We start from the raw sequence: 25,935 nt of genomic DNA, 5'->3' as shown, positions 1-25,935 counted from the left end.
CACAGGCGCGCCTTGTGGGCGCGCCCCGACTCCATCCCGGGAGCCTCGGGTTCAGAAGTTCTGGTTGAAGCTCATCAGGTGGTGGGCGCCGCCGATCACGATCAACACGGCGAAGGCCAGCACCCAGACGACGGCCAGCGCCTTCGCCCCCTTGCTGCCGCCCTTGAAGGCGAGCCGTGCGTGCCACAGCGCCGCGAGCAGCCCGCCGATGAAGGCCAGCAGGGTCAGTCCTTGCGCGAGCGGCAGGACGACGCTCAGGTCGCCGTCGCCTTCAAGCCGCGTGAACACCAGCGTCCACAGCGCCACGGTGAGCAGCACGAGGACGCTGGCGACTCGCACCGCCAGCAACGGCCGACCCGGCGCCGCGATGCCGTGCTTGCGACGCAGCACCGCAGCCACCGGCCACAGCAGCGCCGTGAGCAGCATCGTCACCAGCGCGAGCCCGACCAGCAGCAGCGCCAGCCCGCTCGACAACGCCGGCACCGGCTCGAACACGAAGGCGAAGACGTAAGGCTCCAGACCCCAGCGCAATACGCGGCCGTTCTCGACGATGGCCTGCAGGCGGCGCTTGCCGTGTTCTTCCTCCCACAGATACGGCTTGACCTCGCGGAACACGCTGCGTGAGCCGGCCAGCTCCAGCGCGACGCGGCCGTCGTCCAGCGCCTGCACCTTCAGCGGGCTGAGCAGCGGCAGCAGCGAGAAGAAGGTCGAGTCCTCGCGCCGCGTGCTCTGGTACGAGCCGGCCAGTTGCTGCGCGTGCTGCTTGGCGGTCGCGTCGTCGACCTGCCGCGGCGTCGCCGGGCGCGCATCGGGCAGATAGCGGTCGGCGAAGGACTCCAGCAGCGTGTCCCGCAGCCACTTGCCCTGGCCGTCCTTGCCCGGCGAGTTGACCGAGATGTACAGCCCGATGCCGTCGTCGACGAACAGCAGCAGGTCGGTGTGGAAGAGGATGGTGTCGCCGCCGTGGCCGACGACGCGATGGCCGTTGATGTCGTGCTGGTAGAAGCCCAGCCCGATGCCGAGCAGCTCCGGCATCGGCTTCGTCAACTGGCCGTGCATCTGCTTCACGGTCTCGGGCTTGAGGAGGCGCGACTCGCCGAGCTGGCCCTGCTGCAGGAAGGCCTGCATGAAGCGCCCCATGTCCGCGCCCGTCGCCGACAGGCTGCCGGCGGGCGCCAGGCTGACGATCTCGAAGCCCTTGCCGGGATCGCCCTGCTTCTCGTAGCCCTGCGACATCAGCGGCGCGAGCGCTGGCGGCAGCGGCTGGCGGAAGCTCGCGTGCCGCATGCCCAGCGGTGTGAAGATCTTCTGCTCGACGTAGTCGTCGAAGGGCAGGCCGCTGACGCGCTGCACGATGTAGCCGGCCAGCGCCGTGGCGTAGTTCGAATAGCCCGGCCGCGCGCCCGGCTCGTAGAGCGCGGGCGGGATGTAGTCCTTGAGCACCTTCGCCAGGTCGGGCGACTTGCCCGAATAGGTGATGAGGTCGCGCGCCGTCTCCTCGAACCCGGTCGTGTGCGTGAGCACATGGCGCAGCGTCATTGCCTTGCCGTTGAACTGGGGGATCTTGAAGTCGAGGTACTGGTTGAGGTCGGCGTCCAGGTTGAGCTTGCCCTGCTCGACCAGCTGCATCACCGCCGTCCACGTGAACAGCTTGGACACGGAGCCCGGGCGGAACAGCGTGCGCTCCGCATCGACGGGCACGCGCCGTTCCCAGTCGGCGTAGCCGTAGCCCTTCTGGATCAGCGGCTGGCCGTCCTTCACGATGACGACGACGGCGCCCGGCACCTGCGCCATCTTCAGCGCGGCGGGCATCAGTCCGTCGAGCCAGGCCTGCGTGTCGGCCAGCGTCATCGGCTGGGCGGCTGCCTTCGCGCTGGCGGTCGGCGGCGCGGCGGAGGGCGCCGAAGCCGGTGCTGTCGCAGTGATCGGCGCGATCGGCGCGGACTTTGGCGTGGTGGTCGGCGTCTGCGCGGAGGCGTTCGGCGCGGCGGCGCCGAACGCGGCCAGCATCAGCGCGACGAGGCGCAAGGTCAGTGGCTTCATGGGTCGGCGTTCAGAAGTTGTAGGTGACCGTGGCGCCGATCGTGCGCGGCTGCGCCGGCGTCGCGCGCAGCGGACCGCCGAAGGCGGTGAGGGCGGTGTCGGCGCCGAGGATCGCGCGCTTGTCGGTCAGATTGCGGACGAAGGCGGACAGCTGCCAGGCGCCGAAGTCCATGCCCCACTGCGCGTCGACCAGCGTGTAGGCCGGCATCACGAAGTTGGGGATGGAGGTGGTGTCGCTGTCGTAACCCGCGTTGCGCTTGCCGACGTGCCGCACCTGCAGGCTGGCGTAGGACGGCTTGCCGGCCAGCGCGAAGTTGTAGCGCGCGCCCAGGGACACGGACAGCCGGGCCGAGTTCGGCAGCTTCGCGCCGGAGGGGCCGAGGGCCGGCGCGTCTTCCTTCAGCTTGCCATCGGTCCAGGCCAGGCTGCCCTCCAGCCGCCAGTCGTCGTTGATCGCATAACGCGACGCCAGTTCCAGGCCCTTGACCTCGGCCTTGCCGGCGTTGCCCATCACCGTCGTCGCGCCGAAGGCGAGCGGCTGCTGCAGCTTGCTCCAGCGGATGTCGAAGAGCGCGACCTCCAGCGACAGGCGCCGGTCCAGCAGGTCGGCCTTGTAGCCGGCCTCGTAGCTCCAGAGCGTGTCGGCCTCGAAGGACGTCGGCGCGCCGGGGATGACCTGGCCGTTCTCGTCGATGGCCTGCGGGTTGGGACCGCCCGGGCGATAGCCGCTGGCGGCGCGGACGTACACGCTGCTCTGCTTGTCGAGCGAATAACGACCCGTCACCAGGTAGGTGTTCGACCGGTCCTTGGATGTGGCGGGCGTCGGGAAGTCCGGGACGTCGTTGGTGAGCGTCTCGTACGCCTGCTTGTTGCGCGCCACGCGGGCCCCCAGCGTGAAGGAGAGCGCCGAGCTCGGATTCCAGGTCACGTCGCCGTAGACGGCGTTCTCCTCGTAGCTCGCGGGCTGGCCCACGCGCACGAGCTCCATGTCCGCGTCGGCGCCGGTGGGCCGGCCCCACAGGCGCTGGTGGTAGTTGTTGCGTTCCTTGTTGTGATACAGGCCGATCAGCCATTCGACGGTGCCCCGCGCCGACGTCAGGCGCAGCTCCTGCGTTTCCTTGCGCAGCTTCGTGCGGTTGTCCAGCTGCACGAAGTCGAAGGCACCGCCGCCGAGGATCTCGGTGGCGTCCAGCAGCGTGTCGCCGTTGAAGCGCTGGCTGGACACGATGGCGTTCAGGCGCGCCCAGCCGAAGTCGTAGTCGACGTCGGCGGAGAGCAGCCGCGTGCGGATGCTGTAGGGCTCGGAGATCGACAGGTCATGGGTCAGGTCGCCGTGGATCGGCTGACCCGTCGCGACGTCGTACTGGACCACGCCGGTGCCGTCGCGCTCGATCTTCTGGTCGACCGCGGAGAGGCGGACCTTCATCGTCGACATCGGCTCCAGCAGCAGCGAGACCCGCCCGCCGCGCGTGTCGCCGTCGTTGACATGCTTGCCGGGCGCCAGGCCGGAGGCCTTGATGTAGCCGCCGTCATGGTCGTTGAAGGCGGCCACGCGCAGGGCGGCGACGCCGGCGCTCAGCGGCACGTTCACCACCGCGTTCTCCGTGTGTCCGAGCGCGCCGCCCTTGATGCCGCGCACGCCCAGGCCGACCTTGCCGGAGAACTCCAGGGTGTCGGGTTCGTTGGTGACGTACTTGAGCAGGCCGCCCATCGCGCCCGCGCCGTAGAGCGTGCCCTGCGGGCCGCGCAGCAGCTCGATGTGATGCAGGTCCAGCAGCGACATGTCGAGCGCAGCCACCGCCGCGCCGCCGAAGGCGGTGCTGGAGCCGTAGGCCACCTCGTCGACATAGGTGCCGACCGTCGCCGTGCCGGCGCTGCCCACGTTGATGCCGCGGATGCTGACCTGCCCCCGGCCCGGGCCGCCGTCGCTGCTCACGTCCACGCCGGGCAGGTTGCCGACGTAGTCCACCAGCGAGCTGGCGCCGGAACGCTCCAGGCCCTCGGTGCTGATCGTCTCGACGCGCAGCGGCACGTCGCGCAGCGGCTCGCGGCGGCGCGTCGCGGTGACGGTCACGACTTCCAGCTTCTCCGCCTTGACCGCGGCGCGGTCGCCTTGCTTCTCCGTGGGCACCGCGGACGAGGCCGGCGAGGCGGGCGCCGCCGGTGCGGCGGCCTGGCTCCAGGCGGGCAACGCGTGCATCGCCGCCAGGCAGGGCAGCAGCAGCGGCGCTACGGCGAAGCGTCGCGCGGCGGACGCTCGGCGGCCGGAGCGGGGAGAGCGGGGGGAGGCGTTCATTCGGTGGACTCCTGGCGAGGCGGGCGAAGTTGAGCCACAAGTTTCCATTTTGGAAAAAGCTTTCACATTGGTGGAAACCTTAGCTGCTATCGCGCGAAGCTTCAACTCAGGGTGATCGCGGTGGTCCGCCGGGGAGGCCTTGCTAAGATCGCCGCACTGTTTGCTTCTCCCGACCATGGCCATCGACTCGAACCTTCCTGGTGACCACATCCGCAGCGTGCGCCGACGGCTGGGCCTGACGCTCAGCGACGTGAGCGGGCGGACCGGCCTGGCGGTGTCGACGCTTTCCAAACTGGAAAAGGGCAATGTCTCGCTGTCCTACGACAAGCTGATGCTGCTCAGCAAGGGGCTGGGCGTGGACATGGCCGAGCTGCTGGCCGACGTGCCGGGCACGCGCGCCGCGCCGGGCGGCGGCGGGCGCCGCATCGTCGAGCGCGCGGGGGAAGGGCAGCAGGTGGTGACCGAGAGCTACCAGCAGCTCTACCTGGCGACGGAGCTGCTCAACAAGCGCGTCACGCCCTTGATCGCCGAAGTCCGCGCCCGCACGCTGGACGAGTTCAAGGCGGAGTTCGGCGACCTCATCCGCCATCCGGGCGAGGAATTCGCGTACGTGCTCGAGGGCGAGATCGCCTTCCACTGCGAGCTGTATGCGCCCGTGGTGCTGAAGGCGGGTGACTCGATCTACTTCGACAGCGAGATGGGGCACGCCTACCTGAAGGCGTCCGACGAACGCTGCCGCGTGCTGGCGACCTGCGCGCCGCGCAGCAGCGGCACGCCGGACGGCTTCAGCCAGCATTTCATCGATGTGTCGCGGCGTCTGCAGGAGCCGGCGCCGGCGCCAGCGCCCTCGGGCAAGGGTGCGAAGGCGGGCGGCAAGGCGCGTTCGTCAAAGCGTTGAGGCGGGAGCTTCCAGCTTCCTGAGCATCGGCGTCAGCGCCAACAGCGCGACAGCCGACATGGCAGCAAGCGCCGCGAGCAGCACGAAGAAGCCTGCGGGGCCGAGCCACTCCCACGCGCGTCCCACGACGCCCGACAGCAGGTTGCCCGCGAAGGCCGCGAGGAACCACGCGGCGATGACCGTCGCGCCCATGCCCGACGGCGCGAGCCGCGCGAACAGTCCCAGGCCAACGGGCAGGATGTAGAGCTCGCCGATCGTGTAGACCGCGAAGAACACCAGCAGCCACAGGCCGCTCACCGGCTTGCCATCGGACATCGCGGCCATCCCCGCCAGCAGCAGATAGGCCGCGGCGACGCCGGCCGCGCCGATCGCCATCTTCAGGACCGGCGCCGGTTCGCGGCCCTGCACGGCGGCGCGACGCCATGCGCGGATCAGCAGCGGCGTGAACAGGAAGACGAACAGCGGGTTGAGCGACTGCACCCAGGTCACCGGGACCGCGAAACCGAAGACGTGCAGATCGACGCTCGTGTCCGCCCACAGCGCCAGCGTGTTGCCGCTGTGCGCGTAGGCGCTGCGGAACACCATCACCGACAAGGCCACGAGCAGCAGCGGCATGACGATCGCCGCGCCGCCGGGCTTGCGACGCGCGTTCCCGCCCGCAGATCCCGCCGCGCCCATGGAGCCGGTCGAACCCGCGGCCCCCGCCGCATCGGGGCTCGCGGCGTTGGCGGCGCGGGCCGACGTGTCGCGCGGCCGGTCCTGCGGCAGATGCCGCCCGCCGAGCAGATAGATCGCCAGGCCCACGCACATGCCCACGCCCGCGGCGCCGAAGCCCCAATGCCAGCCGTAGACCTCGCCCAGCGTGCCGCAGGCCAGCGGTGCGAGCAGGCCGCCGAGGTTCACGCCGACGTAGTAGACGTTGTAGGCGCCGCCGCGGCGCGGATCGTCCTCGGCGTAGAGGTCGCCGACCTGGCTCGGCAGGTTGGGCAGGAAGAGGCCGTTGCCCAGCGCGATCAGCACGAGGCTCGGGTAGAACAGCGCCTCCCAGCTCAGCGCGAAGTGCCCGACCGCCATCAGGCTGCCGCCGATCACGATCGCGAGGCGCCTTCCCAGCCATCGGTCGGCGAGGTAGCCGCCGGCGATCGGCGTGAGGAACACGCCGCCCGTGTACAGCCCGTAGATCAGCGAAGCGTCCGCCTGCGAGAAGTGCAGCTGCTTGGTCATGTAATAGACCAGCAGCGCGCTCATTCCGTAGAAGGAGAAGCGCTCCCACATCTCGGTCAGGAACAGCACGGTGAGCCCGCGCGGCTGGCCGAACCAGGTCGCGCGCAGGGGCGTCGCGGCATTGGGGGCAGGGCTGGGGGTGGTCATGGTGGCGCTCATCGTCGCGGTGCCTCCGGAAGGATTTCTGCGGGTCTTCCCGTGACAAACAAGGTTGTGCATCGAGTTGTCTGGATGGTAGAGTTATTTTCCATTTTGGAAAGTAGCTAAAAACCATGAGTGAGACGACCGCCCGCAGCGTGGATTGCCTGGTGATCGGAGCCGGCATCGCCGGGGCGTCGGTCGCGGCGAACCTGGCGCCGCACATGACGGTGGCCGTGCTCGAAGCGGAAGCGCATGCCGGGTATCACACGACCGGCCGGTCCGCGGCGCTGTATTCGGCGCTCTACGGCAACGCGCCGGTCCGGGCGCTGACGCGGGCGAGCCGCCCGTTCTTCGATCAACCGACGGCGGGCTTCGCCGAGGTGCCGCTGCTGCGGGCGCGTGACACGCTTTATCTGATCGGCGCCGGGCAGCAGGCCATCGCCGACCGGTTCGCCGCGGATGAGGACGTGCGCGCGCAGACGCGCCGTCTGGATGCGGACGAGGTGATCAGGCGCCTGGCCATCCTTCAGCGCGATCGGATCGAGGGCGCCTTGCTCGACGACACGTCGGCGGACATCGATGTCGACGCGCTGCATCAAGGCTTCCTTCGCCAGGCCCGGGCCGGTGGCGTGCGGCTGCACCTCGGCTCGCCGCTGCGCGAGCTGGTGCGGGAGAAGAAGGGCTGGCTCGCCCGCACCGACAGCTTCAGCGTGCGCGCGCCGCTGGTGATCAACGCGGCCGGCGCCTGGGCGGACGCGGTGGCCCAACTGGCCGGGGTCGCGCCCTTGTCCCTGCAGCCGCTGCGGCGGACCGCCGCGCTGATCGATGTGCCGGCGGGCGTCGCCGCCGCCGAGGCGGCCGACTGGCCGGCGGTCATCGCCATCGACGAGAGCCACTACTTCAAGCCGGATGCCGGCCTGCTGCTGATCTCCCCGGCGGACGAGACGCCCAGCCCGCCCTGCGACGCGCAGCCCGAGGAGCTGGACGTGGCCATCGCGGTGGACCGCTTCGAGACGCTCAGCGGGCAACGCGTCGCGCGGGTGCGCCATCGTTGGGCCGGGCTGCGCGTGTTCAGTCCCGACCGCACGCCGGTGGTGGGGTTCGATCCGACGGCGCCCGGCTTCTTCTGGTGCGCGGGACAGGGCGGCTACGGCATCCAGACCGCGCCGGCGCTGAGCCGCGCGGCGGCGGCGCTCGCGCTCGGCCAGGACCTGCCCGAAGACATCGCTCTTGCCGGCGTGCACGCCCGGGATTTTTCTCCTCATCGTTTCCGCAACACCTGACCCTCCACGCTCTGTTCCCGATGTCATGACCCGTCTTCAACTCTCCAGCCATGTCGAGCAGCTCGTGCTGCGCGAGCCCTTCGTCATCTCCGGCTACCGCTTCACCGAGATGCCCGCGATGCGCGTCGTCTTGCGGGATGGCCCGTACGAAGGGCGCGGCGAAGCGGCCGGCGTCTACTACTTGGACGACCGTCCGCCGGACATGCCGGCGCAGCTGGAGGCCGTGCGTGAGGCCATCGAGGGCGGCATCGGTCGGCAGGCGCTGCGGCGCCTGCTGCCGCCGGGCGGTGCGCGCAACGCGGTCGACTGCGCGCTGTGGGAGTTCGAAGCCCGGCGCGCCGGCCGGGCTGTCTGGCAGATGGCGGGGCTCAGCGAGCCGCGACCGCTGACCACGACGATCACCTTGGGCGCCGGCGAGCCGGGCGCGATGGCGAAGGCCGCGCTGGCACTGCGCGACATGCGGGCGCTCAAGCTCAAGCTCACCGGCGACACCGACGCGGACATCGCGCGAGTGCGGGCGGTGCGCGGCGCGCGGCCCGACGTGTGGCTGAGCGTCGACGCCAACCAGGGCTTCACGCCAACGACGATCGAGCCGCTGCTGCCGGTGCTGGTCGCGTGCGAGGTCAGCCTCGTCGAACAGCCCTTCGCGCGCGGCCGCGAGGCCGACATGGCGCTGGTCGATTTCCCGATGCCGACAGCGGCGGACGAAAGCTGCCTGAACCTCGACGAACTCGAGTCGCTGCCGGGTCGCTTCGACGTGCTCAACATCAAGCTCGACAAATGCGGCGGCTTGACCGAAGGGCTGCTGATGGCGCACCGCGCGCGGGTGCTCAAGCTCGGCGTGATGGTCGGCAACATGGGCGGCACCAGCCTGGCGATGGCGCCGGCGATGCTGGTCGGCCAGCTGTGCGACATCGTCGACCTCGACGGGCCTACGATCCTGGTGCAGGACGTCGTGCCCGGCGTGCGCTACGGAGCAGGGACGGTGGACTGCCCGGTGGCGGTGTGGGGGTAGGACGACTGCGGCTGTGACGCAGCGCTGCTCTAGCTCGCCGCGGAGACCCGCGTGAACCGCATCACCCAGTTCGTCTCCCAAGTGCTCCCGCCGTCGGCGGAGAACGCCTGCTCCCAGCGGGGCTCCTCCGGGTTGCGCTTGTCCCAGGTGAAGCGGACCTTGATGTCTCGGCCTTCCAGGACGTCGTCGGCGAAGAAGAGGCCGACCGGGCCGTCGAAGCGGCCCTTGACCGGCACGTCCAGCGCATGCGGCGCGCGGCTGTCCAGCCACCAGATCGCCCATTGCCCGCTCGTGGCATCGAAGGACCGGAGCGCCACCGCGCGATAGCTGCCCTCTGGGAGATCCAGCTCGTTGTCCTCGAGGTTGCCCAGACCGCCCAGGATGGGCCGTGTCGTGCAGCGACCCTCGAAGGAGGTCCACTCGTCGCAAGCGCTCAAACGTCGATTCAATCGGCGGTGGTGGACGGTCCAGGCGCCGAATTCGAAGTTGAAATCATCGGCGCCTGTGGAAGGGGGCGTGTGCATGGCGGGCCTCGGGTCGGGTGGTCGACCGGCCCAGTTTCCGCGCGAGGCCGTCCAGTTCTGGCAGCAGACCCGGGCGCGCGTTTCGGGCCCGTCTCACGTCCGCTTCACGCCCGTCTCAGGGCCTGTGCGCGATGGCGAAGTCGAGCGCGGCTCGCACCGCCGTCACCTGCGCTTCGACGCATTCCTCCGGGTTGGTGCGCGGACTGTCCGGATAGACCTCGGTGGTCGTCGTGAACGGTGCTCGCGTCACGCATGCGCACAGCCCCGAGTTGCGGACGGGGAACTCGATGACGCCGCGTGCGCTCAAGGGCGCGCCGATGATGTGGCCGTCCGCATCGGGCGGCGCGATGTGGGTGACCCGCTCCACCGCCTCGATGATCGCCTGCTGGAAATCGAGCCGGGTCGTCTCACTGTCGCCGACCAGATAGAAGCCGTCGGGCACTTCCTCGGCCTCGAGCGGCTTGCCGTCGCGGGCCGCGAGCGCCAGGCGGAACTCGGTGATGTCGGTGTCCGTCGTCTCGTGCAGGTCGATGTGCATCAGGAACTGGCCGGCGTACGGCGCCAGCAGCTCGATCAGCGCCGACGACTCCGCCGCCTCGCGTCGCGCGCCGAAGTTCCGGTTGGGATCGACCGCGTGATAGTTCCAGCGGCAGATGCGCTCATAGGCCCACGGGCTCACGCAAGGCGCGACGAGGACGTTCACGCGATCGCCGAAGGCTTCGGCGTGTTCCTCGGCGAAGCGCAGCGCACCGAGCACGCCGCTGGTCTCGTAGCCGTGGACACCGCCGGTGACCAGCGCCACCGGGCGCGACGGATCCCACGAGCGGCTCTTCAACGCGAGCAGCGGGTAGGTGTCGGCGCCATACGCCAGTTGCCCGTAGCGGACGATCTCGAAGCGGTCGGCCAGGGCCTCGACGCGCGTGACGACGTCGTCCTGATAACGCCGGGAGGCCACCTGGCGTTCGCGCCAGGCGGTGCGTTCGGCGTCGCCCCACGGGACGCCGGGAGTGCCGATGGGATAGAAACGCGCTGAGGTCATGAATGCTCCGTAACCGGGGAGGGCCATCAAGAGGTCGAGTGTCTCCCATTCGCGATGCTCGACTATCCTGCGGCGGCATTTCGAATGGACGGCGGATGCCACCGCCGTGCGGCGTCATGCGCCGCGATGCATCGCTGTCACGCGGCATTCACTTGACCTCCAACCAGGAGCTGCAGGCATGAAGTACACCAAGCTGGGCAACACGGGACTGGACGTCTCGCGGCTGTGCCTGGGATGCATGACCTTCGGGGCCGCCGACGTCGGCAACCACAGCTGGACCTTGGACCTCGACGCCTCCCGCCCGATCTTCCGCAAGGCGGTCGACAGCGGCATCACCTTCTTCGACACCGCCAACAGCTACTCCGGCGGCACCTCCGAGCAGATGGTGGGCGTGCTGCTCAAGGAGATGACGCGCCGCGAGGAGGTCGTGCTCGCGACCAAGATGTACTTCCCGTACGAGACGCCTGAAGGTGTCAGGCATCGCCGGGGCCTGTCGCGCAAGCAGGTGCTCGCCGAGATCGATGCGAGCCTGGCGCGACTGGGCACCGATTACGTCGACCTGCTGCAGATCCACCGCTGGGATCACGACACGCCGATCGAGGAGACGATGTGCGCGCTGCATGACGTGGTGCGCTCGGGTCGGGCCCGTTACCTCGGCGCGTCCTCGATGTATGCGTGGCAGTTCGCGAAGGCGCAGGAGGTGGCGCGTCGCAATGGCTGGACGCCGTTCGTGAGCATGCAGAACCACGTCAACCTGCTGTACCGCGAAGAGGAGCGGGAGATGATCCCGCTGTGCGCGGACCAGGGCGTGGGACTGATCCCGTGGAGTCCGATGGCACGCGGCCGTCTCACCCGGCCCGCGGACGAGGCCACGCCGCGGCTGCAGACGGACGACGTCGGCAAGCGGCTCTACGACAAGTCGGGCGAGCAGGACCGCCCCGTCATCCAGGCCGTGCAGGACCTCGCGGCCAAGCGCGGCGCGAAGATGGCGCAGGTCGCGCTGGCCTGGGTGCTGGCGAAGCCGCAGGTGACGGCGCCGATCATCGGCGCCTCGAAGATCGGGCAGCTGGAGGACGCGGTGGGTGCGCTCGATGTCGCGCTCGATGCCGACGAGATCGCCGCGCTGGAGGCCCCCTACGTACCGCACGCGATCAGCGGACACGAGTAAATCCGGGCCGCGCGGCCGGCGGCGTTGCGCTACCCTGGGCGCTCGGGTCCGGCGTCATCCATCCGGTGGTGGCGAGGCGGATCCCGCGAGGAACACAGGGATGGATGCCGCACATCAGGCGCACGGGAGGCGCACGATCCTGCTCGTCGATGACGAGGCCGCGCACCGCTATGCACTGCGGCGCCGGCTGGAACTCGCAGGCTTCGCGGTCGTCGAGGCGCCGGATGGCGCGCAGGCGCTGAGGCAGGCTGTCGATGGCGACGGTGCCGGGGTCGACGCGGTCATCCTCGACGTCATGCTGCCCGACATCAGCGGCTTCGAGGTCTGCCGGCAGCTGCGCGCGTCGACGTCGACCGCGTCGGTGCCGATCATTCATGTCTCCGGCATCCACGTCGCGGACCGGGACCTGGTCCATGGGCTTGAAAGCGGCGCGGACGCCTATCTCACGCGCCCCGTCGACGAGGACGTGCTGATCGCCAACCTGCATGCGCTGCTGCGGCGGCGCGAGGTGCTGCGGTCGCTCTCCGACGAGCTCGACCAGAAACGGCTCGACGAGGAACGCGCGCGGGATCTGTTCCTCGCCATCCTCGGACACGATCTGCGCAATCCGCTGGACGCGATCTCCATGAGCAGCCAACTGCTGGCGAAGGCGCCGCTGTCCGCCGAGCTGACGCAGAAGATGGCGTCCCGCATCACGGCGGCGTCGCAGCGCATGACGCACATGCTCGACGACATTCAGGATTACGCCCGGAGCCGGCTCGGCGCCGACCTGATCCTCCGGCGTACGCCGCAGCGCCTGGGCGCGTTGGCGTCCGCGGCGATCGACGAGGCGCGGGGCGCCAATCCGGGCCTCGTCGTCGAGCTGGTGCAGGAGTCGCCGGACGACGGCTGGTGGGATGGCGAGCGCTTGTCGCGTGTCATCGCCAACCTGTTGCGCAACGCCGTGGAGCATGGGGCCGTCGGCCGGCCGATCGTCGTGAGGACGAGTGGTCGTGCCGACCTCCGCGTACTGTCGGTGCGCAACGAAGGCCAGCCGATTCCGGAGGACGTGCGGGAACGGCTCTTCGAACCGATGGTCCATCGGGCCACGGACGCACCGGCGGCCAGCAACATGGGCCTGGGGCTTTTCGTGTGCCGCACGATCGTCGAGGCCCACGGCGGACGCATCGGCGTCCAGACCGGCGACGCGGGCACCGAGTTCCGGATCGAGCTGCCCGCCGGGCCGGCTGGCGCCGCCGACTGCGCGGAAGGCGTCTGAGCTACTATCGGCCCATAGACCGTGAGGTTGTCATCCCGAAGTCCTTGCCCCGTTCGAGCGTGTCGGATGCGCCGCAAGTCCTCGCCTTGATCGCTTGGCGCTTCTGTTCGCGCCGCATGTCGTGGCGCGAAACGCGAGGAGTAGGACGATGGCTGTACCGCAGGACCTGGAAGCCCTCCGGGCCTCATTGCGCACCTGCGTGGACGCGCTCCACCGGCGTCGCGCGAGCGAGATCCCCGAACTGCTGATCGATCGGCTCGTGAGCCAGCATTGGCTGGAATGGCGGGGTGGGGCCTTGTGCCTGACCGAGGTCGGCGAGGGCATCTACTGGCAGGAGCTGGCGTGAACACTGCGGCGGTGATGCCATGCTGATCCGGACGCGTCTGGCCAACATCAGCGGCCTGCGGATCGATTCGTTTGATCTGGTCTTTGTCACGGCACCCGCGACGGACGTCGGGGCGGTGATCTTTCAGCGGCCGGGGCTGCCGACGCGGAGGGTGCTCCACGTGGAGGGCGTCGCTGATGATCGCGAGGCGGCTGCGCAGGCGATCAGGAGAGCGCTCGACCCGTCGCTGAGCAGCGACGGGTGGAAGCTGTGAGGCTCGAAGGCGCGGCTCCGGGGAGATGCGCCTGTCAGCTCACTCAGCCCGCGTTCAGATGACGCGGATGCCGGAGGCTTGGGGGCCCTTCGGGCCGTCCTTGGTCTCGAACTCGACCTTGGCGCCTTCGGCCAGCGTGCGGAAGCCGCCGGAGCTCTGGATTTCGCTGTGATGGGCGAACAGGTCCTTGGAGCCGTCTTCCGGGGTGATGAAGCCGAAGCCCTTGTCGTCGCTGAACCACTTCACAGTGCCGGTCTTCTTGGTCGTCATGTTGTTTCCTTTGGAATGAATGACAGGAAAAAACCCGGCGCACGATTGCGGGCCGGGACAGACACACTCAAGAGCTTGCAGCGGGGGGGTGTTGCTGAAGCAGTCCGCTCGCACGAAAGGCCCGGGGAGGGCCGGCGGCGGCTGCAGAGAAGACCTCAGAAGAAAGGTCTTGTGCGAATCTATCCGATTAATGTAGCACGAATGAAACCCCCTGGAGGTTCTCGCGGAAGAAGCCGTGTTCCGGCGCCAGGCCGGGCGGGTGCTCGACCTGGCGCCTTTCCTGCGGCCGCCGCTGCGGCCGTGACTGCGGCTGTCCCTGCGGCTGTCACTGCGGCCGGTAAGTCACCTTCAACTGGTAGCTGCCCGCCGAGTAGCCGTAGACCAGCACATAGACGTCGCCATTGGCCGTCATGTTGACGCTGCAGCCCTCGGTCGCCGTCGAGCCGTCCGACTTGCACGTGTAGGTGCTCGTCGTGGGCACCGCGCTCTTGCGGACGTAGAGGTCCATGTCGCCGGTGCCCGTCGTGCTCGCCGCGAGGCTGCCGCCGTTGGCGACCTTGAACGGGCCGAAGCTCTTGCTCTGGCCGCGCGTCAGGCTGCCGCTGAAGTTCTCGGTCTTGTCCGCCGGCGGCTGCGTGCCGGGACCGTCGCTGCCGAGCTCCACCGCGTAGGCCGCGGCCATGCGCGCGAACTTCAGCGCATGGTCGGCCTGGCTGCCCATGTTGGCGTAGGTGTCGTTGGCGCTGTGGATGTACGGGTTGTCCGCGCTGAAGCTCGACTCGAACGGCATGCTGGCGAAGTAGCCCTTGGCGTTCCACGAGGCATGGTCCGAGCAGGCGTAGCCGCAACGGTCCGTGCCCACGCGCAGCGTCGGCAGGTAGGTCGCGATCACGTTCGTGAGGAAGGTGTTCTGCGCGCTGTCCGTGTAGTCGGTGAAGATGTAGATGTCGTTGGCGGCGCCCTTGTAGTTGGTCATGTCGAGCTGCAGCACGCCGACCACGTTGGTGTTGGCCGCGGCGAAGCTGTTGGCGATCTCCTGTGAGCCGCGCAGGCCGACTTCCTCCGCCGCATAGGCCATCAGCTTGATCGTGCGGCGGGGCTTGTAGTTCGCCTGCACCAGCGCGCGCAGCACCTCGGTCAGGCTGGCCACGCCGGAGGCGTCGTCGTCGGCGCCCGGCGCGCGCATCGTCTCGCCCGAGCCGCCGGACTGGTTGATCGAGTCCAGGTGCGCGCCCATCACGATCACCTCGCTGCCGTTGTCGCTGCCCTGGATCGTCGCGATCACCGACTTCTGCGCCCAGCCCGCGTGGGTGAACTGCTCGACGGTGATGTCGCTGCGGCCCGCGCCCAGCGTCGTCCACTTCTGCTTGAGCCAGTTGGACGCCGCCACGCCGCTGCTGCTGGTGTAGTAGCGGTTGATGTTGGCCGACAGGTCGACGATGGTCTGGCCGATGTTGCTCGCCTGCATCTGCGACAGGATGGGCGTGACCACGGATTGCTGATCGATCGTGTAGCTGGGCCGCGTCGCGACCAGCGCGGCGGCCAGCTGCTGCGACGCGACCGGCGTGCTGTGGCGCTTCAGCGAGGCCAGGCCGGCCTCCTGGCTGGCGTGGTACATGTAGCCGCCGCAGCGGCGCAGCTCTTCGTGGATCGAGTGGCTCAGCGAGGCGAGCGCGTCCTCGTCGACTTCCACCAGATGGATGCCCTCGGGCCTTGCGGCGAAGGACTGCGCCGACGCGTCCTGCGCGGCATCGGCCTTGACGCTGGCCACGGCGCGCGCGGCCGGGCGGTGCTTCTGCAACTGGGCCAGCGCGGCGTCGCCGAGGCTGATCCAGACCTTGTCGCCCGCGTACGCGGGGGTGAGCGCGGCCAGGCCGACGCACACCGCGGTGATGGTGAGGAATGAACGCATGGGGTGTTGTCTCCGGATTCGTTCCAGGAATGGCGAAGCCGGCGCGCCGCGCAGGGCAGCGCGTCGGGGTCGTTCAGGCGGGGATCAGTAGGTACCGACCAGCGAGGTGCTGGTGACCGTCGAGTACGCGCTCAGCAGCACGTAGTACACGCCGGCCGTCGGCGCCGAGAAGGTGATCGTCTCGGCGTTGGTCGAGCCGATCGAGCGCTTGTCGTAGCTCGTCGTCGTCGGCGCGGAGCCGCGCTTGACGTAGAGGTCGCCGTCGCCCGAGCCGCCGGACAGCTTGATCGTCAGCGTCGTGCGGCCCGCCGGCACGGTGATGCTGTAGAGCTTGGTCGCGCCCTTGGCCAGCGAGATGCCGGTCACCGGCACGCCGCTGGTCAGCGGGGTCGCGGTCGGCGGCGGCGTGGTGCCGCTGCAGCTCACGCCCACGCTGGCGAAGGCCGCCGTGACGTCGGCCTTGGCGTAGCCGCGGTTGGTCGCCGCCGTCTCCACGCCGCAGGCGCCCTGGTTGAAGGTGCTGTTGGCGGTCCAGTAGAGGCGGTTGGCGTCGACCATCACCTCGAAGGCCTTGCGCGTGTTCCAGCCCGGCTTGGTCGCCAGCAGGTAGAAGGCCTTGTTGTAGACGCCGCTCGAGTAGTGCACGTCCATGCCGCTGCGGTAGTCGGCCGCATTGCCGATGGAGCTGCCGTCGCGGGTCGGATCATCGAAGTAGCGCAGCGCGCCCGAGCCCTTGAAGATCTGCGCGCCGACCAGCCAGTCGTTGCTGCCGTTGTTGCGGTAGTACTCGGCGGCTTCGCCGGCCATGTCGGAGAAGGCTTCGTTCATGCCGCCCGACTGGCCGGAGTAGGTCAGGCCCGAGTTCTGCTCGGTGAAGCCGTGGCTCACCTCGTGCGCGGACACGTCCAGCGACACCAGCGGGTAGAAGGTGGTGCGGCCGTCGCCGAAGCTCATCGCCGTGCCGTCCCAGAACGCGTTCTCGTAGTTGCTGCCGTAGTGCACGCGCATGTACAGCGTGCCGGTCAGCGGACGGATGTTGAACCAGTCCCCGTACATCTTGAAGATGATCTCGCCGAAGTAGTGCGCGTCGTTCAGCGGCGAGTAGGCGCCGTTGATCTGCTTGTACTCGTTGCGCGAGCAGGTGAACTGGAAGGGCGTGTTGCTGGCGCCGGTGCTGCCGTTGAGGTTCACGGTGACGACGTTGCCGGAGTTCATCTGGCAGGTGTCGGTCACCTTCAGCGCCGGGTAGTCGGTGCCGTACTCGTAGCGGCCGGTCTTGGCGTTGCCGCCGGGGCCGGTCGCGTCCTTGTGGGCCAGTCCTTCCCAGCGCTCCAGCACGGCGCCGGTGGTGGCGTCGATCATGAAGTGCGGGCGGCTCGGCTGCTTCGCGTCATGGCGCACGAAGGACACCAGGTAGAACAGCTGCGCCTTGTTGTTCTGGTTCAGCCGGACGTAGAGCTTGACCTGCTCGTTCTCGGTGATCGCGGCGTTGATGGCGCCCTTGGCCTGCGCCAGCGCGCCTTGCGAGGTCAGGCTGGCCTGCGTGGTGGCCAGGTCCTGCTGGATGTTGGCCAGCATGCTGCCGGAGAAGCGCGAGGTGCCGGCGCTGGTGTCGAGTTGCTCGACCACGCCTTCGCCCCACACCGGGACGCCCTGGTAGTACTGCTGGTGGCGCGTGACGACCTTGCCGGTGGCGTAGGTCTGGCTGCGCACCGGCTGCAGGTCGCTGGCCGCGAGGCCCAGCGCCGTGGCGGCCGATTGCGGAGCGGCGCTCGACGCGCGCATCTGCGTGTTCACCGGGGAGGCGTCGTCGAGCAGGACGCGGTCCGCGGCGATCGCCTGGCAGGCGGCGGTGGCCGCGGCGGCGATGAGGGTCGCGCGCACGGCGCGTTGGATGAATGCCTGTGTGGAAACCTTAGACATAAGCCTCATTCTTTCGTGATGGATCGATCAGATCTCCCGAAGAAATGGCCGTGCTCGCTCAGGTAGGAACGGGACGGCCCCCTCTGTTCGCGACCCGTGGTGGGGCCGTGACAGATGTTCTTGGAGGTGCGGCTGGCGCCGCGTCCCGAGGTGTCGCCGGGTGCCCCGGAGGTCCCGAGGTCAGGTCTTGAGTGGTCCGGACGACTGGGCGAATGTAGGGGCTTCGCGGGCCGGTTCGGACTGTCAGGCCTTACAGCCGGTGTAACCCTTGCAACGAAGTTTCCGGGCACGTCCGTGGCTGGCGTGCGCGCGATAGGCGAGGATCCGGATTGTCGCGACCCCGATCCAGAGGACATGCTGGAAACGAGGGACGTCGACGACGGACGCATCAGGAGACGCACACCATGACGACCATGGACACGAACCCCACGCCGGCCGCCGCCGCGGCCTCGGGATGGCGCACCCACGAGGTCGCCAATCAGGTCGACGAACTGGCCGACTACTCGCTGCTCGACACCGATCCGGCGCTCAAGGAGGCGCTCGCGCGCGCCGGCGCCGACGCCTTCGTGCCGGGTCTTGCCGCTTACGCCAGCCAGTTGGGGCGGGCGCAGACCTACGCGATCGCCGAGCGCATCAACCGCGTCACGCCGACGCTCGAGAGCTTCGACAAGCGCGGCCGCCGCATCGATCGGGTCGAGTTCGACGCCGGCTGGCACGAACTGCTCGCGATGTACCGGCAGGCGGATCTGGTCGCGATGCCGTTTCGGGACGAGCGTCCCGGCCGCTGGGCGGCGTGGGCCGCGGGCTTCTACCTGCACGGGCAGGTCGAGGCCGGCACGCTGTGCCCGGCGACGATGACGCAGGCCAGCATCCCGGTGCTGCGTCGCGAGCCGCAGTTGTGGGGCGCGCTGCGCGACCAGCTTTTCAGCACCGCGTACGACGGCCGCGACATGCCGCTTGCGCAGAAGCGCTCCATCTGGCTCGGCATGGGCATGACGGAGAAGCAGGGCGGATCCGACGTGCGCGCCAACACGACGCGCGCCGAGCCGGTGGGCGCCGGCGGTCGCGGCGGCGAGTACCGCCTCACGGGGCACAAGTGGTTCTTCTCCGCGCCGATGTGCGATGCGCACCTGGTCGTCGCCAAGACGCCGGACGGTGCGCCGGGCTGCTTCTTCGTGCCGCGCTGGCGGCCCGACGGGACGAAGAACGCCGTCAACGTGCAGCGCCTCAAGGACAAGGTCGGCAACCGCAGCAACAGCAGCTCGGAGGTCGAGTTCCAGGCCGCCTACGGCGTGCTGATGGGCGAGGAGGGCCGCGGCATCCCGACCATCATCGAGATGGCGACGTACACCCGGCTGAACTGCGTGGTGGGCAGCGCGGCGATGCTGCGGCAGGCGCTGGTGCAGGCGCTGCACTACACGCGGCATCGCACGGCTTTCGGCAGGCGGCTCGCGGAGCAGCCGCTGATGCGGGCGGTGCTCGCGGACCTCGCGCTCGAGAGCGAGGCCGCGATGCAGCTGAGCCTGCGTCTGGCACAGGCCTTCGAGCACCAGGACGATCCGCGCGAGCGCACCTGGATGCGGCTGGTCACGCCGGCGGCGAAGTTCTGGGTCTGCAAGCGTGCGGTCGAGCTCACCGGCGAGGCGATGGAAGTCCTCGGCGGCAATGGCTACATCGACGACGGCGTCATGGGCCGCCTGTATCGCGAGGCGCCGGTCAACTCGATCTGGGAAGGCTCAGGCAACGTGATGTGCCTGGATGTGATGCGCGCCGTCGCGCGCGATCCGCAAGCCTTCCTGGCGCTGCTCGACGAGTTCGAGGCGGACCTCGGCGACGACCGCGCGTTGCGCGCCGAGCTCGATGCGTTGCGCGACTTGCTGACCACGCCGCCGGAACAGCTCGAAGCGCTCGGCCGCCGCTTCGCGTCGCGCCTGGTGCTGCTGGCGCAGGCCGCGCTGCTGCGCAGGTACTCGCCCGGTGTCGTCGCGGACGCATTCGCCGCCAGCCGGCTCGATCCGCGTTGGGGCGCGGTCGCCGGTGCGCTCGATACGCGCGCCGTCGATGTCGATGCGCTCCTGCAGCGAGCGTTTCCCGCGTGAGACCGAGCCCGTCGGCAGGCGCCGGTATCCCCCCTCGCTCCTACGACTCGCAGGCTCCCCAAGTCGCTCGGGGGGGCACCGGCGCCTGCCGACCCGCCAGCGCCGCTGTTCCAGTGCCCTAAACTCGTCCGCTTTCGTTGCTCTCTGGGCCGTTGGCCCGTCGCTGTTTTGGACAAGATCCTGCTTCAGATTGCCGCCGAACTGAAAGTCCGTCCGGCTCAGGTCAACGCGGCCGTGGAACTGCTCGATGGCGGGGCCACCGTCCCGTTCATCGCCCGCTACCGCAAGGAGGCCACCGACGGCCTCGATGACATCCAGCTGCGCGAACTCGAGGCCCGCCTGAGCTATCTGCGCGAGCTCGAGGACCGTCGCGAGGCGGTGCTCAAGAGCATCGAGGAACAGGGCAAGCTCACGCCCGAACTCGCCGCCGCCATCGCCGCCGCGCCGACCAAGCAGGAGCTGGAAGACCTCTACCTCCCGTACAAGCAGAAGCGCCGCACCAAGGGCCTGATCGCCCGCGAGGCCGGCCTGGAGCCGCTCGCCGACAAGCTGTTCGCCGATCCGTCGCTCGATCCGATGACGGAAGCCGCCGCCTTCCTCAACCCCGACGCCGGCTTCGCCGATGCCTTCGCGGTGCTGGACGGCGTGCGCGACCTGCTCTCCGAGCGCTGGGCCGAGGACGCCCTGCTGATCGGCAAGCTGCGCGAGTGGCTGTGGGAGGAGGGCCTCTTCAAGTCCAAGCTGATGGACGGCAAGGACGAGAACAACCCCGACATCTCGAAGTTCCGCGACTACTTCGACTACGCCGAGCCGATCCGCACCGTGCCCTCGCACCGGGCGCTGGCCGTCTTCCGCGGACGCACGCAGGAGTTCCTCGACGCCAAGCTGGCGCTGGATGAGGAAGTCGTCCTCGGTCAGCCCTCGCTCGCCGAAGGCCGCATCGCGCGCCACCTCGGCTGGAGCCATGCGAAGCGCGCCGGCGATGAACTGATCCGCAAGACCGTGGCATGGACCTGGAAGGTGAAGCTTTCGCTGAGCCTGGAGCGCGATCTCTTCGCGCGGCTGCGCGAGGAGGCCGAGAAGGTCGCCACCAAGGTCTTCGCCGAGAACCTGCGCGACCTGCTGCTGGCCGCGCCGGCCGGCAAGCGCGTCGTCATGGGCCTGGACCCGGGCATCCGCACCGGCGTGAAGGTCGCCATCGTCAGCGATACCGGCCGCGTGCTGGACACCTCGACCGTCTATCCGCATGAGCCCAAGCGCGATTGGGAAGGGTCGATCCACACGCTGGGCCGCCTGTGCGCCACGCACGGCGTCAACCTGATCGCGATCGGCAACGGCACCGCCTCGCGCGAGACCGACAAGCTCGCCGCCGACCTGATCAAGCGCATCCAATCGATGGCGCCCGAGACGATCATCGAGAAGGTCGTCGTCAGCGAAGCCGGCGCGTCGGTGTATTCCGCGTCCGAATTCGCGTCGAAGGAACTGCCCGACCTGGACGTGTCGCTGCGCGGCGCCGTGTCGATCGCCCGCCGCCTGCAGGACCCGCTGGCGGAGCTGGTGAAGATCGATCCGAAGTCGATCGGTGTCGGCCAGTACCAGCACGACGTCAACCAGAGCGAGCTCGCGCGCACGCTGGACGCCGTCGTCGAGGACTGCGTGAACTCGGTCGGTGTCGACCTGAACACCGCGTCCGCGCCGCTGCTGTCGCGCGTGTCTGGGCTGTCGGCCAGCGTCGCGAATTCGATCGTGCGCTGGCGCGACGCCAACGGCGCGTTCCGCAATCGCCAGCAGCTGCTGGACGTCACCGGCCTCGGTCCGAAGACCTTCGAGCAGGCGGCCGGCTTCCTGCGCATCCGTGACGGCGACAACCCGCTCGACGTCAGCGGCGTGCACCCGGAGACCTATCCCGTCATCGAGCGCATCCTGGCGCAGGTCCAACGTCCGATCGCCGACGTGATGGGCAAGTCCGACGTCATCCGCGCGCTGAAGCCCGAGGCCTTCGCCGACGAGCGCTTCGGCGCGATCACCGTCAAGGACATCTTCGGCGAGCTGGAAAAGCCGGGCCGCGATCCGCGACCGGACTTCAAGGTCGCGCGCTTCAACGACGGCGTCGAGGACCTCAAGGACCTGAAGGAGGGCATGGTGCTGGAAGGCACGGTGTCCAACGTCGCGCAGTTCGGCGCCTTCGTCGACCTGGGCGTGCACCAGGACGGCCTGATCCACGTCAGCCAGCTGGCCAACAAGTTCGTCAACGATGCGCGCGAGGTCGTCAAGACCGGCGACATCGTCAAGGTGAAGGTGCTCGAGGTCGACCTGGCCCGCAAGCGCATCTCGCTGACGATGAAGCTGGACGCGCAGGCGCCTCGCGGCGGCTCGAAGCCGGACAACAGCTTCCGCCCTGCTGGCCGCAACGAACGGCAGGGCGGTGCTCGCCCATCCGGCGCGCGTGACGCCCAGCCTGTCGGCGGCAACGCGATGGCCGCGGCCTTCGCCAAACTCAAGCGCTGAGACGCTGAGACGCTGAGACGCTGAGACGCTGACGAGCTCGGTGCCTCGGATCGGGACGACCGGGGCCCCTTTTCGGAGGTCAAGGAGGGAATTTGGCTGCCGGGAGGCAGCCAAAGGAGGGACACGGAGAAAAGGGGCCCCGGTTGTCCCGATGCGCTCGCTCGAAGAAGTGAACGCCGTCCACGGCTCCTGATCGCGTTTGATCCCACATTTTTCGCGGCTGGTCGCACCTGAGATGCCAGGACTGGCGGTGTACGGCTACGCTGCGCGCCGTTTACCGTCAAAGACAAAAGTCGACAGACCTACACGGTGTCGACACCAAATCCCCGGGAGTTCCCTTGAAGACCCACGCCATCGCCAGGGCCTGCGCCCTTGTCTGTCTGTCCGCGCTTGCGCCTGCGACTGCCGTTCTTGCGCAGGATGCTCCTCCTGGGCTGGGCAACGAGCCGACCTCGGGCAAGCGCCTGGACCGCGTGGAGATCACTGGCCGGAACACAGATTCCGAGTTGCGCCGCCGCGCGCCGGTGGCCAAGCAGATCTATGGCCGCGACGAGCTCGACAAGTACGGCGACACGAGCGTCGCCGACGTGCTCAAGCGCCTGCCGGGTGTGAACGTGTCCGACGGCGCGCCGCGCATGCGGGGGTTGGGTTCGGGCTACACGCTGATCCTGATCAACGGCGACCCCGCGCCTCCGGGCTTCAAGCTGGACCAACTGGATCCCGCCCAGGTCGAACGCATCGAAGTGACCAAGGGCCCGAGCGCCGACCAGAGCGCGCAGGCCGTCGCCGGCGCGATCAACATCATCCTGAAGGAAGCGCCGAAGATGTCGCAGCGCGACCTGCGCGTCGGGGCCGGCTACAACATCAACCACCCGGTGCCGTCCGCCACCTTCACCTACGGCGAGCGCTTCGGGCCGGTGTCGGTATCGGTGCCGCTGTCGGCGTTCCAGTGGCTGCAGGAGATGAAGTCAACGACCGAGCGCAACGGCACCGACCTGGACGGTCAGCCGGTCATCGCTTCCCAGCACGGGAAGATGCGCAACTGGGGCCACGGCTTCAATTCCGCGCCGCGCGCGACCTGGAAGATCAGCGACGACGAGACCGTGTCGCTGATCGGCTTCGCGCAGAAGGGCTTCTGGAACAACTCGGTGCGGCTCACGCCCGACGCCGTCTACAGCCCCGGCACGCGACTGGACGACAACGCCGACAACCAGGGCACGTGGCAGATGCTGCGTGCCAACGCGCAGTGGAACAACCGCTTCAGCGAGACCCAGAAGTGGGAACTGAAGGCCGGCGTGCAGGACGCCAAGAACCACATCGAGAACCACACGCTCACCGGCAGGCCGGTCGATGCGCTGCTCGACAGCCGCGACCGCAGCCTGACGCAGGCGGGCAAGTACAGCCAGATCCTCGGCGAAGAGCACACGCTGACCGTCGGCTGGGACTTCGAGTTCCGCAAGCGCGACGAGATCCGCAACACCCTCGTTGCCGGCGACGAGCAGAGCCCCGGACTCAACGGCGAGAACTTTGGCGCCCGCATCCGCCGCCAGGCCTTCTTCATCCAGGACGAGTGGGAGATCAATCCGCAGTGGTCCACCTACTTCGGCCTGCGGCATGAGCAGATCGTGACCACCAGCCGCGGCGTCGCCACCGATGCGCGCAACAGCTCCAGCGTGCTGTCGCCGCTGTGGCACCTGACCTACAAGCTGGACCCGAAGGGTCGCGACATGATCCGCGCCAGCATCACCCGCAGCTACAAGGCGCCGGAGCTGACGCAGATGCTGGGCCGCTACACGCCCAACAGCAAGTTCCCGAGCCCCGCCACGGGCGAGCAGAACGACGAGTTCAATCCCGACCGCATCGGCAATCCGGGCCTGAAGCCGGAGCTCGCGACCGGCTTCGATGTCGCGTACGAAAAGTACCTCACCGGCGGCAGCCTCTTCAGCGTGGGCCTCTTCCACCGCAACATCAGCCAGTTGATCCGCAACGTCGTGACCCTGGATCCGGCCAATCCGCCGCTGTCCACGGTGCCGCGTTACGTGATCCGGCCGATGAACTTCTCCAGCGCCACCACCAGCGGCATCGAGATGGAGCTCAAGGGCCGTGCGGGCGAGCTGTTCCCGTCGCTGTTCGATCCGAAGCTGCCGTTGAACCTGCGCAGCTCCGTGAGCGTCTACCGTTCGCGGGTCAAGGCCGTGGACGGCCCGGACAACCGGCTCGACCAGCAGCAGCCCTGGACCGCCAACCTCGGTTTCGACTACCGCTTCAGCAGCGTGCCGGTCACCACCGGCGCCAACCTGAACTACACGCCGGTCTACACGGTGCGTCAGACCGATCGTCAGAGCGTCGAGTACTCGCGCAACCGCGGCCTGGACGTTTTCGCCCAGTGGATGGTCAGCCCGAAGACCTCGGTGCGCTTCTCGGCCAATAATCTGTTCCCGCTCGACGCCCGGGCCGAGACCCAGCTCCCCGGGGATCAGTTCTACGCCACCGGTCGCGGTCTGAAGCCGTGGTTCCAGCTCAACCTGGAGATGAAGCTCTGAGCCTTCTCCGGAGCGAGGGCTTCAGGTCCGCGTCGGGCGTTTCCGTTTCTTGAAAGGACGACCCGCCCGATGCAGGCCTTGCAGATCCTCGCCGGACCCCGTGCGCGCCAACGGCTGCGCGACCATGGCCTTCGGGCCGCCGACGTGCGCGTCGTGCCCGGCGCCGCCGGCGGCCCGAAGGGGCTGGTGCTCAGCGCGCTCGACGCGCATCTCTTCGGCGAGTTCCTGCCGTCGGGCGGTCAGGAGGTCCATCTGCTCGGCGCCTCCATCGGCGCCTGGCGCATGGCCACGGCCTGTCTGACCCGCGACGCCGCGCAGGCGAATGCGGAGTTCGAGCGCCTCGCCCACGATTACGCTCATCAGGACTATGAGTCGGCGCCCGGCAAGCGGCCGACCGCCGCGACGGTCTCGCGCGCGTTCTCCGAGAAGCTCGGAGAGATCTTCGGCGGCCGCGAGGCCGAGGTGCTGTCGCATCCGCAGTTCCGGCTGCATGTGTTCACCTCGCGCGGCAAGCACGTGCTCGGGCGGGAAGGGCGGCTGCGCACGCCGCTCGGCTACCTGGGCGCGTTCGCGGCCAACGCGATGTCGCGGCGCGCGATGGGTGCCTGGCTGGAGCGGGTGGTGTTCTCCGACAAGCGCTCGCCGCTGCCGATGCCGCTGGCCGACTACCGCAGCCGGCAGGTGGCGCTCGACGCAGGCAACCTGAAGCGAAGCATCCTGGCGAGCTGCTCGATCCCCTTCTGGCTGCAGGCCGTGCACGACATCGAAGGCGCCCCGGCCGGCGCCTACTGGGACGGCGGCATCACCGACTACCACCTGCATCTGAACTATGCCGCGATGGTCGGCGACGGCATCGCGCTGTATCCGCATTTCCAGGCCAGCGTCGTGCCGGGTTGGCTCGACAAGGCGTTCAAGCATCGGCATCGGACCAGCGCGTTCCTGGACAACGTCGTGCTGCTGACGCCCCACCCCGAATGGGTGAAGACGCTGCCCAACGGCAAGCTGCCTGATCGCAACGACTTCCAGCGCTACCTGAACGACGTCCCCGGCCGCGCCCGCGACTGGCTGAAGGCTGTCCGCGAAGGCGAGCGCCTGAGGGACGAGTTCCGCGAAGCCTGCGCCCGGCCGACCCTCGACATCCAGGCGCTCTGAGCTACACTGGTCGCCTCTTTTTCTTTTTCCAACAAGGACC

19 protein-coding genes are annotated in these 25,935 nt (G+C 68.9%); 11 read left to right on the top strand and 8 right to left on the bottom strand.

What is annotated here, in order from left to right; all coding sequences use genetic code 11:
* Nucleotides 1–51: 51 nt before the first annotated feature.
* Together AC1VNM_RS14330 and AC1VNM_RS14325 are read right to left on the bottom strand one after the other, a co-directional pair.
* Nucleotides 52–2,043 carry a serine hydrolase domain-containing protein gene (locus AC1VNM_RS14330; RefSeq protein ID WP_483107352.1) on the bottom strand — a complete coding sequence of 664 codons (1,992 nt, stop codon included), beginning with the start codon at nucleotides 2,041–2,043 and terminating at the stop codon, nucleotides 52–54.
* 10 nt (nucleotides 2,044–2,053) lie between these two features.
* On the bottom strand, nucleotides 2,054–4,339 hold the full coding sequence (locus AC1VNM_RS14325) for a TonB-dependent receptor (RefSeq protein ID WP_483107351.1): 2,286 nt from the start codon (nucleotides 4,337–4,339) through the stop codon (nucleotides 2,054–2,056).
* Nucleotides 4,340–4,514: 175 nt separating this feature from the next.
* On the opposite strand from AC1VNM_RS14325, the gene AC1VNM_RS14320 reads away from it, so the two are divergent.
* Nucleotides 4,515–5,237, top strand: a complete 723-nt coding sequence (locus tag AC1VNM_RS14320) for a helix-turn-helix domain-containing protein (protein ID WP_483107350.1) — start codon at nucleotides 4,515–4,517, stop codon at nucleotides 5,235–5,237.
* On the opposite strand, the gene AC1VNM_RS14315 is transcribed toward AC1VNM_RS14320, so the two are convergent.
* Nucleotides 5,226–6,608: a peptide MFS transporter gene (locus AC1VNM_RS14315; protein WP_483107349.1), complete on the bottom strand. Its 1,383-nt coding sequence runs from the start codon at nucleotides 6,606–6,608 to the stop codon at nucleotides 5,226–5,228. The genes AC1VNM_RS14320 and AC1VNM_RS14315 overlap by 12 nt on opposite strands.
* 125 nt (nucleotides 6,609–6,733) lie before the next feature.
* Between AC1VNM_RS14315 and AC1VNM_RS14310 the strand changes: the two genes are divergently transcribed.
* Both AC1VNM_RS14310 and AC1VNM_RS14305 read left to right on the top strand, forming a co-directional pair.
* Entirely contained in the window at nucleotides 6,734–7,885 is a 1,152-nt protein-coding gene (locus AC1VNM_RS14310; protein WP_483107348.1) for an NAD(P)/FAD-dependent oxidoreductase, read from the top strand.
* A 25-nt stretch (nucleotides 7,886–7,910) separates the two neighbouring features.
* Nucleotides 7,911–8,900, top strand: a complete 990-nt coding sequence (locus AC1VNM_RS14305) for a dipeptide epimerase (RefSeq protein WP_483107347.1) — start codon at nucleotides 7,911–7,913, stop codon at nucleotides 8,898–8,900.
* 29 nt (nucleotides 8,901–8,929) lie between these two features.
* Here the strand turns inward: AC1VNM_RS14305 and AC1VNM_RS14300 are convergent, their stop codons facing one another.
* Nucleotides 8,930–9,424 carry a DUF1579 domain-containing protein gene (locus AC1VNM_RS14300; RefSeq protein ID WP_483107346.1) on the bottom strand — a complete coding sequence of 165 codons (495 nt, stop codon included), beginning with the start codon at nucleotides 9,422–9,424 and terminating at the stop codon, nucleotides 8,930–8,932.
* A 115-nt stretch (nucleotides 9,425–9,539) separates the two neighbouring features.
* Nucleotides 9,540–10,463, bottom strand: a complete 924-nt coding sequence (locus AC1VNM_RS14295) for a M14 family metallopeptidase (protein WP_377152473.1) — start codon at nucleotides 10,461–10,463, stop codon at nucleotides 9,540–9,542.
* Between the two features lie 178 nt (nucleotides 10,464–10,641).
* Between AC1VNM_RS14295 and AC1VNM_RS14290 the strand changes: the two genes are divergently transcribed.
* From AC1VNM_RS14290 to AC1VNM_RS14275, 4 genes are all read left to right on the top strand, one after another.
* Nucleotides 10,642–11,631, top strand: coding sequence for an aldo/keto reductase (locus tag AC1VNM_RS14290; protein ID WP_483107345.1), 990 nt, complete (start codon nucleotides 10,642–10,644; stop codon nucleotides 11,629–11,631).
* A gap of 100 nt (nucleotides 11,632–11,731) precedes the next feature.
* Complete coding sequence (locus tag AC1VNM_RS14285; RefSeq protein WP_483107344.1) at nucleotides 11,732–12,889, top strand: hybrid sensor histidine kinase/response regulator; 1,158 nt, start codon at nucleotides 11,732–11,734, stop codon at nucleotides 12,887–12,889.
* 148 nt (nucleotides 12,890–13,037) lie between these two features.
* Complete coding sequence (locus AC1VNM_RS14280; protein ID WP_377152484.1) at nucleotides 13,038–13,235, top strand: hypothetical protein; 198 nt, start codon at nucleotides 13,038–13,040, stop codon at nucleotides 13,233–13,235.
* A gap of 19 nt (nucleotides 13,236–13,254) precedes the next feature.
* Entirely contained in the window at nucleotides 13,255–13,488 is a 234-nt protein-coding gene (locus tag AC1VNM_RS14275; RefSeq protein WP_377152486.1) for a hypothetical protein, read from the top strand.
* Between the two features lie 54 nt (nucleotides 13,489–13,542).
* On the opposite strand, the gene AC1VNM_RS14270 is transcribed toward AC1VNM_RS14275, so the two are convergent.
* The 3 genes from AC1VNM_RS14270 to AC1VNM_RS14260 form a co-directional block, all read right to left on the bottom strand.
* Nucleotides 13,543–13,758, bottom strand: coding sequence for a cold-shock protein (locus AC1VNM_RS14270; protein WP_377152489.1), 216 nt, complete (start codon nucleotides 13,756–13,758; stop codon nucleotides 13,543–13,545).
* Nucleotides 13,759–14,083: 325 nt separating this feature from the next.
* A complete protein-coding gene (locus AC1VNM_RS14265) occupies nucleotides 14,084–15,670 on the bottom strand; it encodes a M20/M25/M40 family metallo-hydrolase (RefSeq protein ID WP_483107343.1) in 1,587 nt (528 codons plus the stop codon).
* Between the two features lie 84 nt (nucleotides 15,671–15,754).
* On the bottom strand, nucleotides 15,755–17,593 hold the full coding sequence (locus tag AC1VNM_RS14260; protein ID WP_483107342.1) for a M4 family metallopeptidase: 1,839 nt from the start codon (nucleotides 17,591–17,593) through the stop codon (nucleotides 15,755–15,757).
* Between the two features lie 413 nt (nucleotides 17,594–18,006).
* Here AC1VNM_RS14260 and AC1VNM_RS14255 point away from each other — a divergent pair, with 413 nt between their 5' ends.
* The 4 genes from AC1VNM_RS14255 to AC1VNM_RS14240 all read left to right on the top strand — a co-directional run bounded on the left by AC1VNM_RS14255 (nucleotide 18,007) and on the right by AC1VNM_RS14240 (nucleotide 25,895).
* Nucleotides 18,007–19,692, top strand: coding sequence for an acyl-CoA dehydrogenase family protein (locus AC1VNM_RS14255; protein ID WP_483109278.1), 1,686 nt, complete (start codon nucleotides 18,007–18,009; stop codon nucleotides 19,690–19,692).
* A 168-nt stretch (nucleotides 19,693–19,860) separates the two neighbouring features.
* Nucleotides 19,861–22,200: a Tex family protein gene (locus tag AC1VNM_RS14250; RefSeq protein ID WP_483107341.1), complete on the top strand. Its 2,340-nt coding sequence runs from the start codon at nucleotides 19,861–19,863 to the stop codon at nucleotides 22,198–22,200.
* A gap of 338 nt (nucleotides 22,201–22,538) precedes the next feature.
* Nucleotides 22,539–24,743: a TonB-dependent receptor plug domain-containing protein gene (locus tag AC1VNM_RS14245; protein WP_483107340.1), complete on the top strand. Its 2,205-nt coding sequence runs from the start codon at nucleotides 22,539–22,541 to the stop codon at nucleotides 24,741–24,743.
* 69 nt (nucleotides 24,744–24,812) lie between these two features.
* Complete coding sequence (locus tag AC1VNM_RS14240; protein ID WP_483107339.1) at nucleotides 24,813–25,895, top strand: patatin-like phospholipase family protein; 1,083 nt, start codon at nucleotides 24,813–24,815, stop codon at nucleotides 25,893–25,895.
* Nucleotides 25,896–25,935: the final 40 nt, after the last annotated feature.

It is taken from the genome of Mitsuaria sp. MSU3D (genome assembly GCF_056867975.1).
The sequence above is the reverse complement of the archived record's forward strand: the minus strand, read 5'-3'. Positions and strand labels throughout refer to the sequence as shown.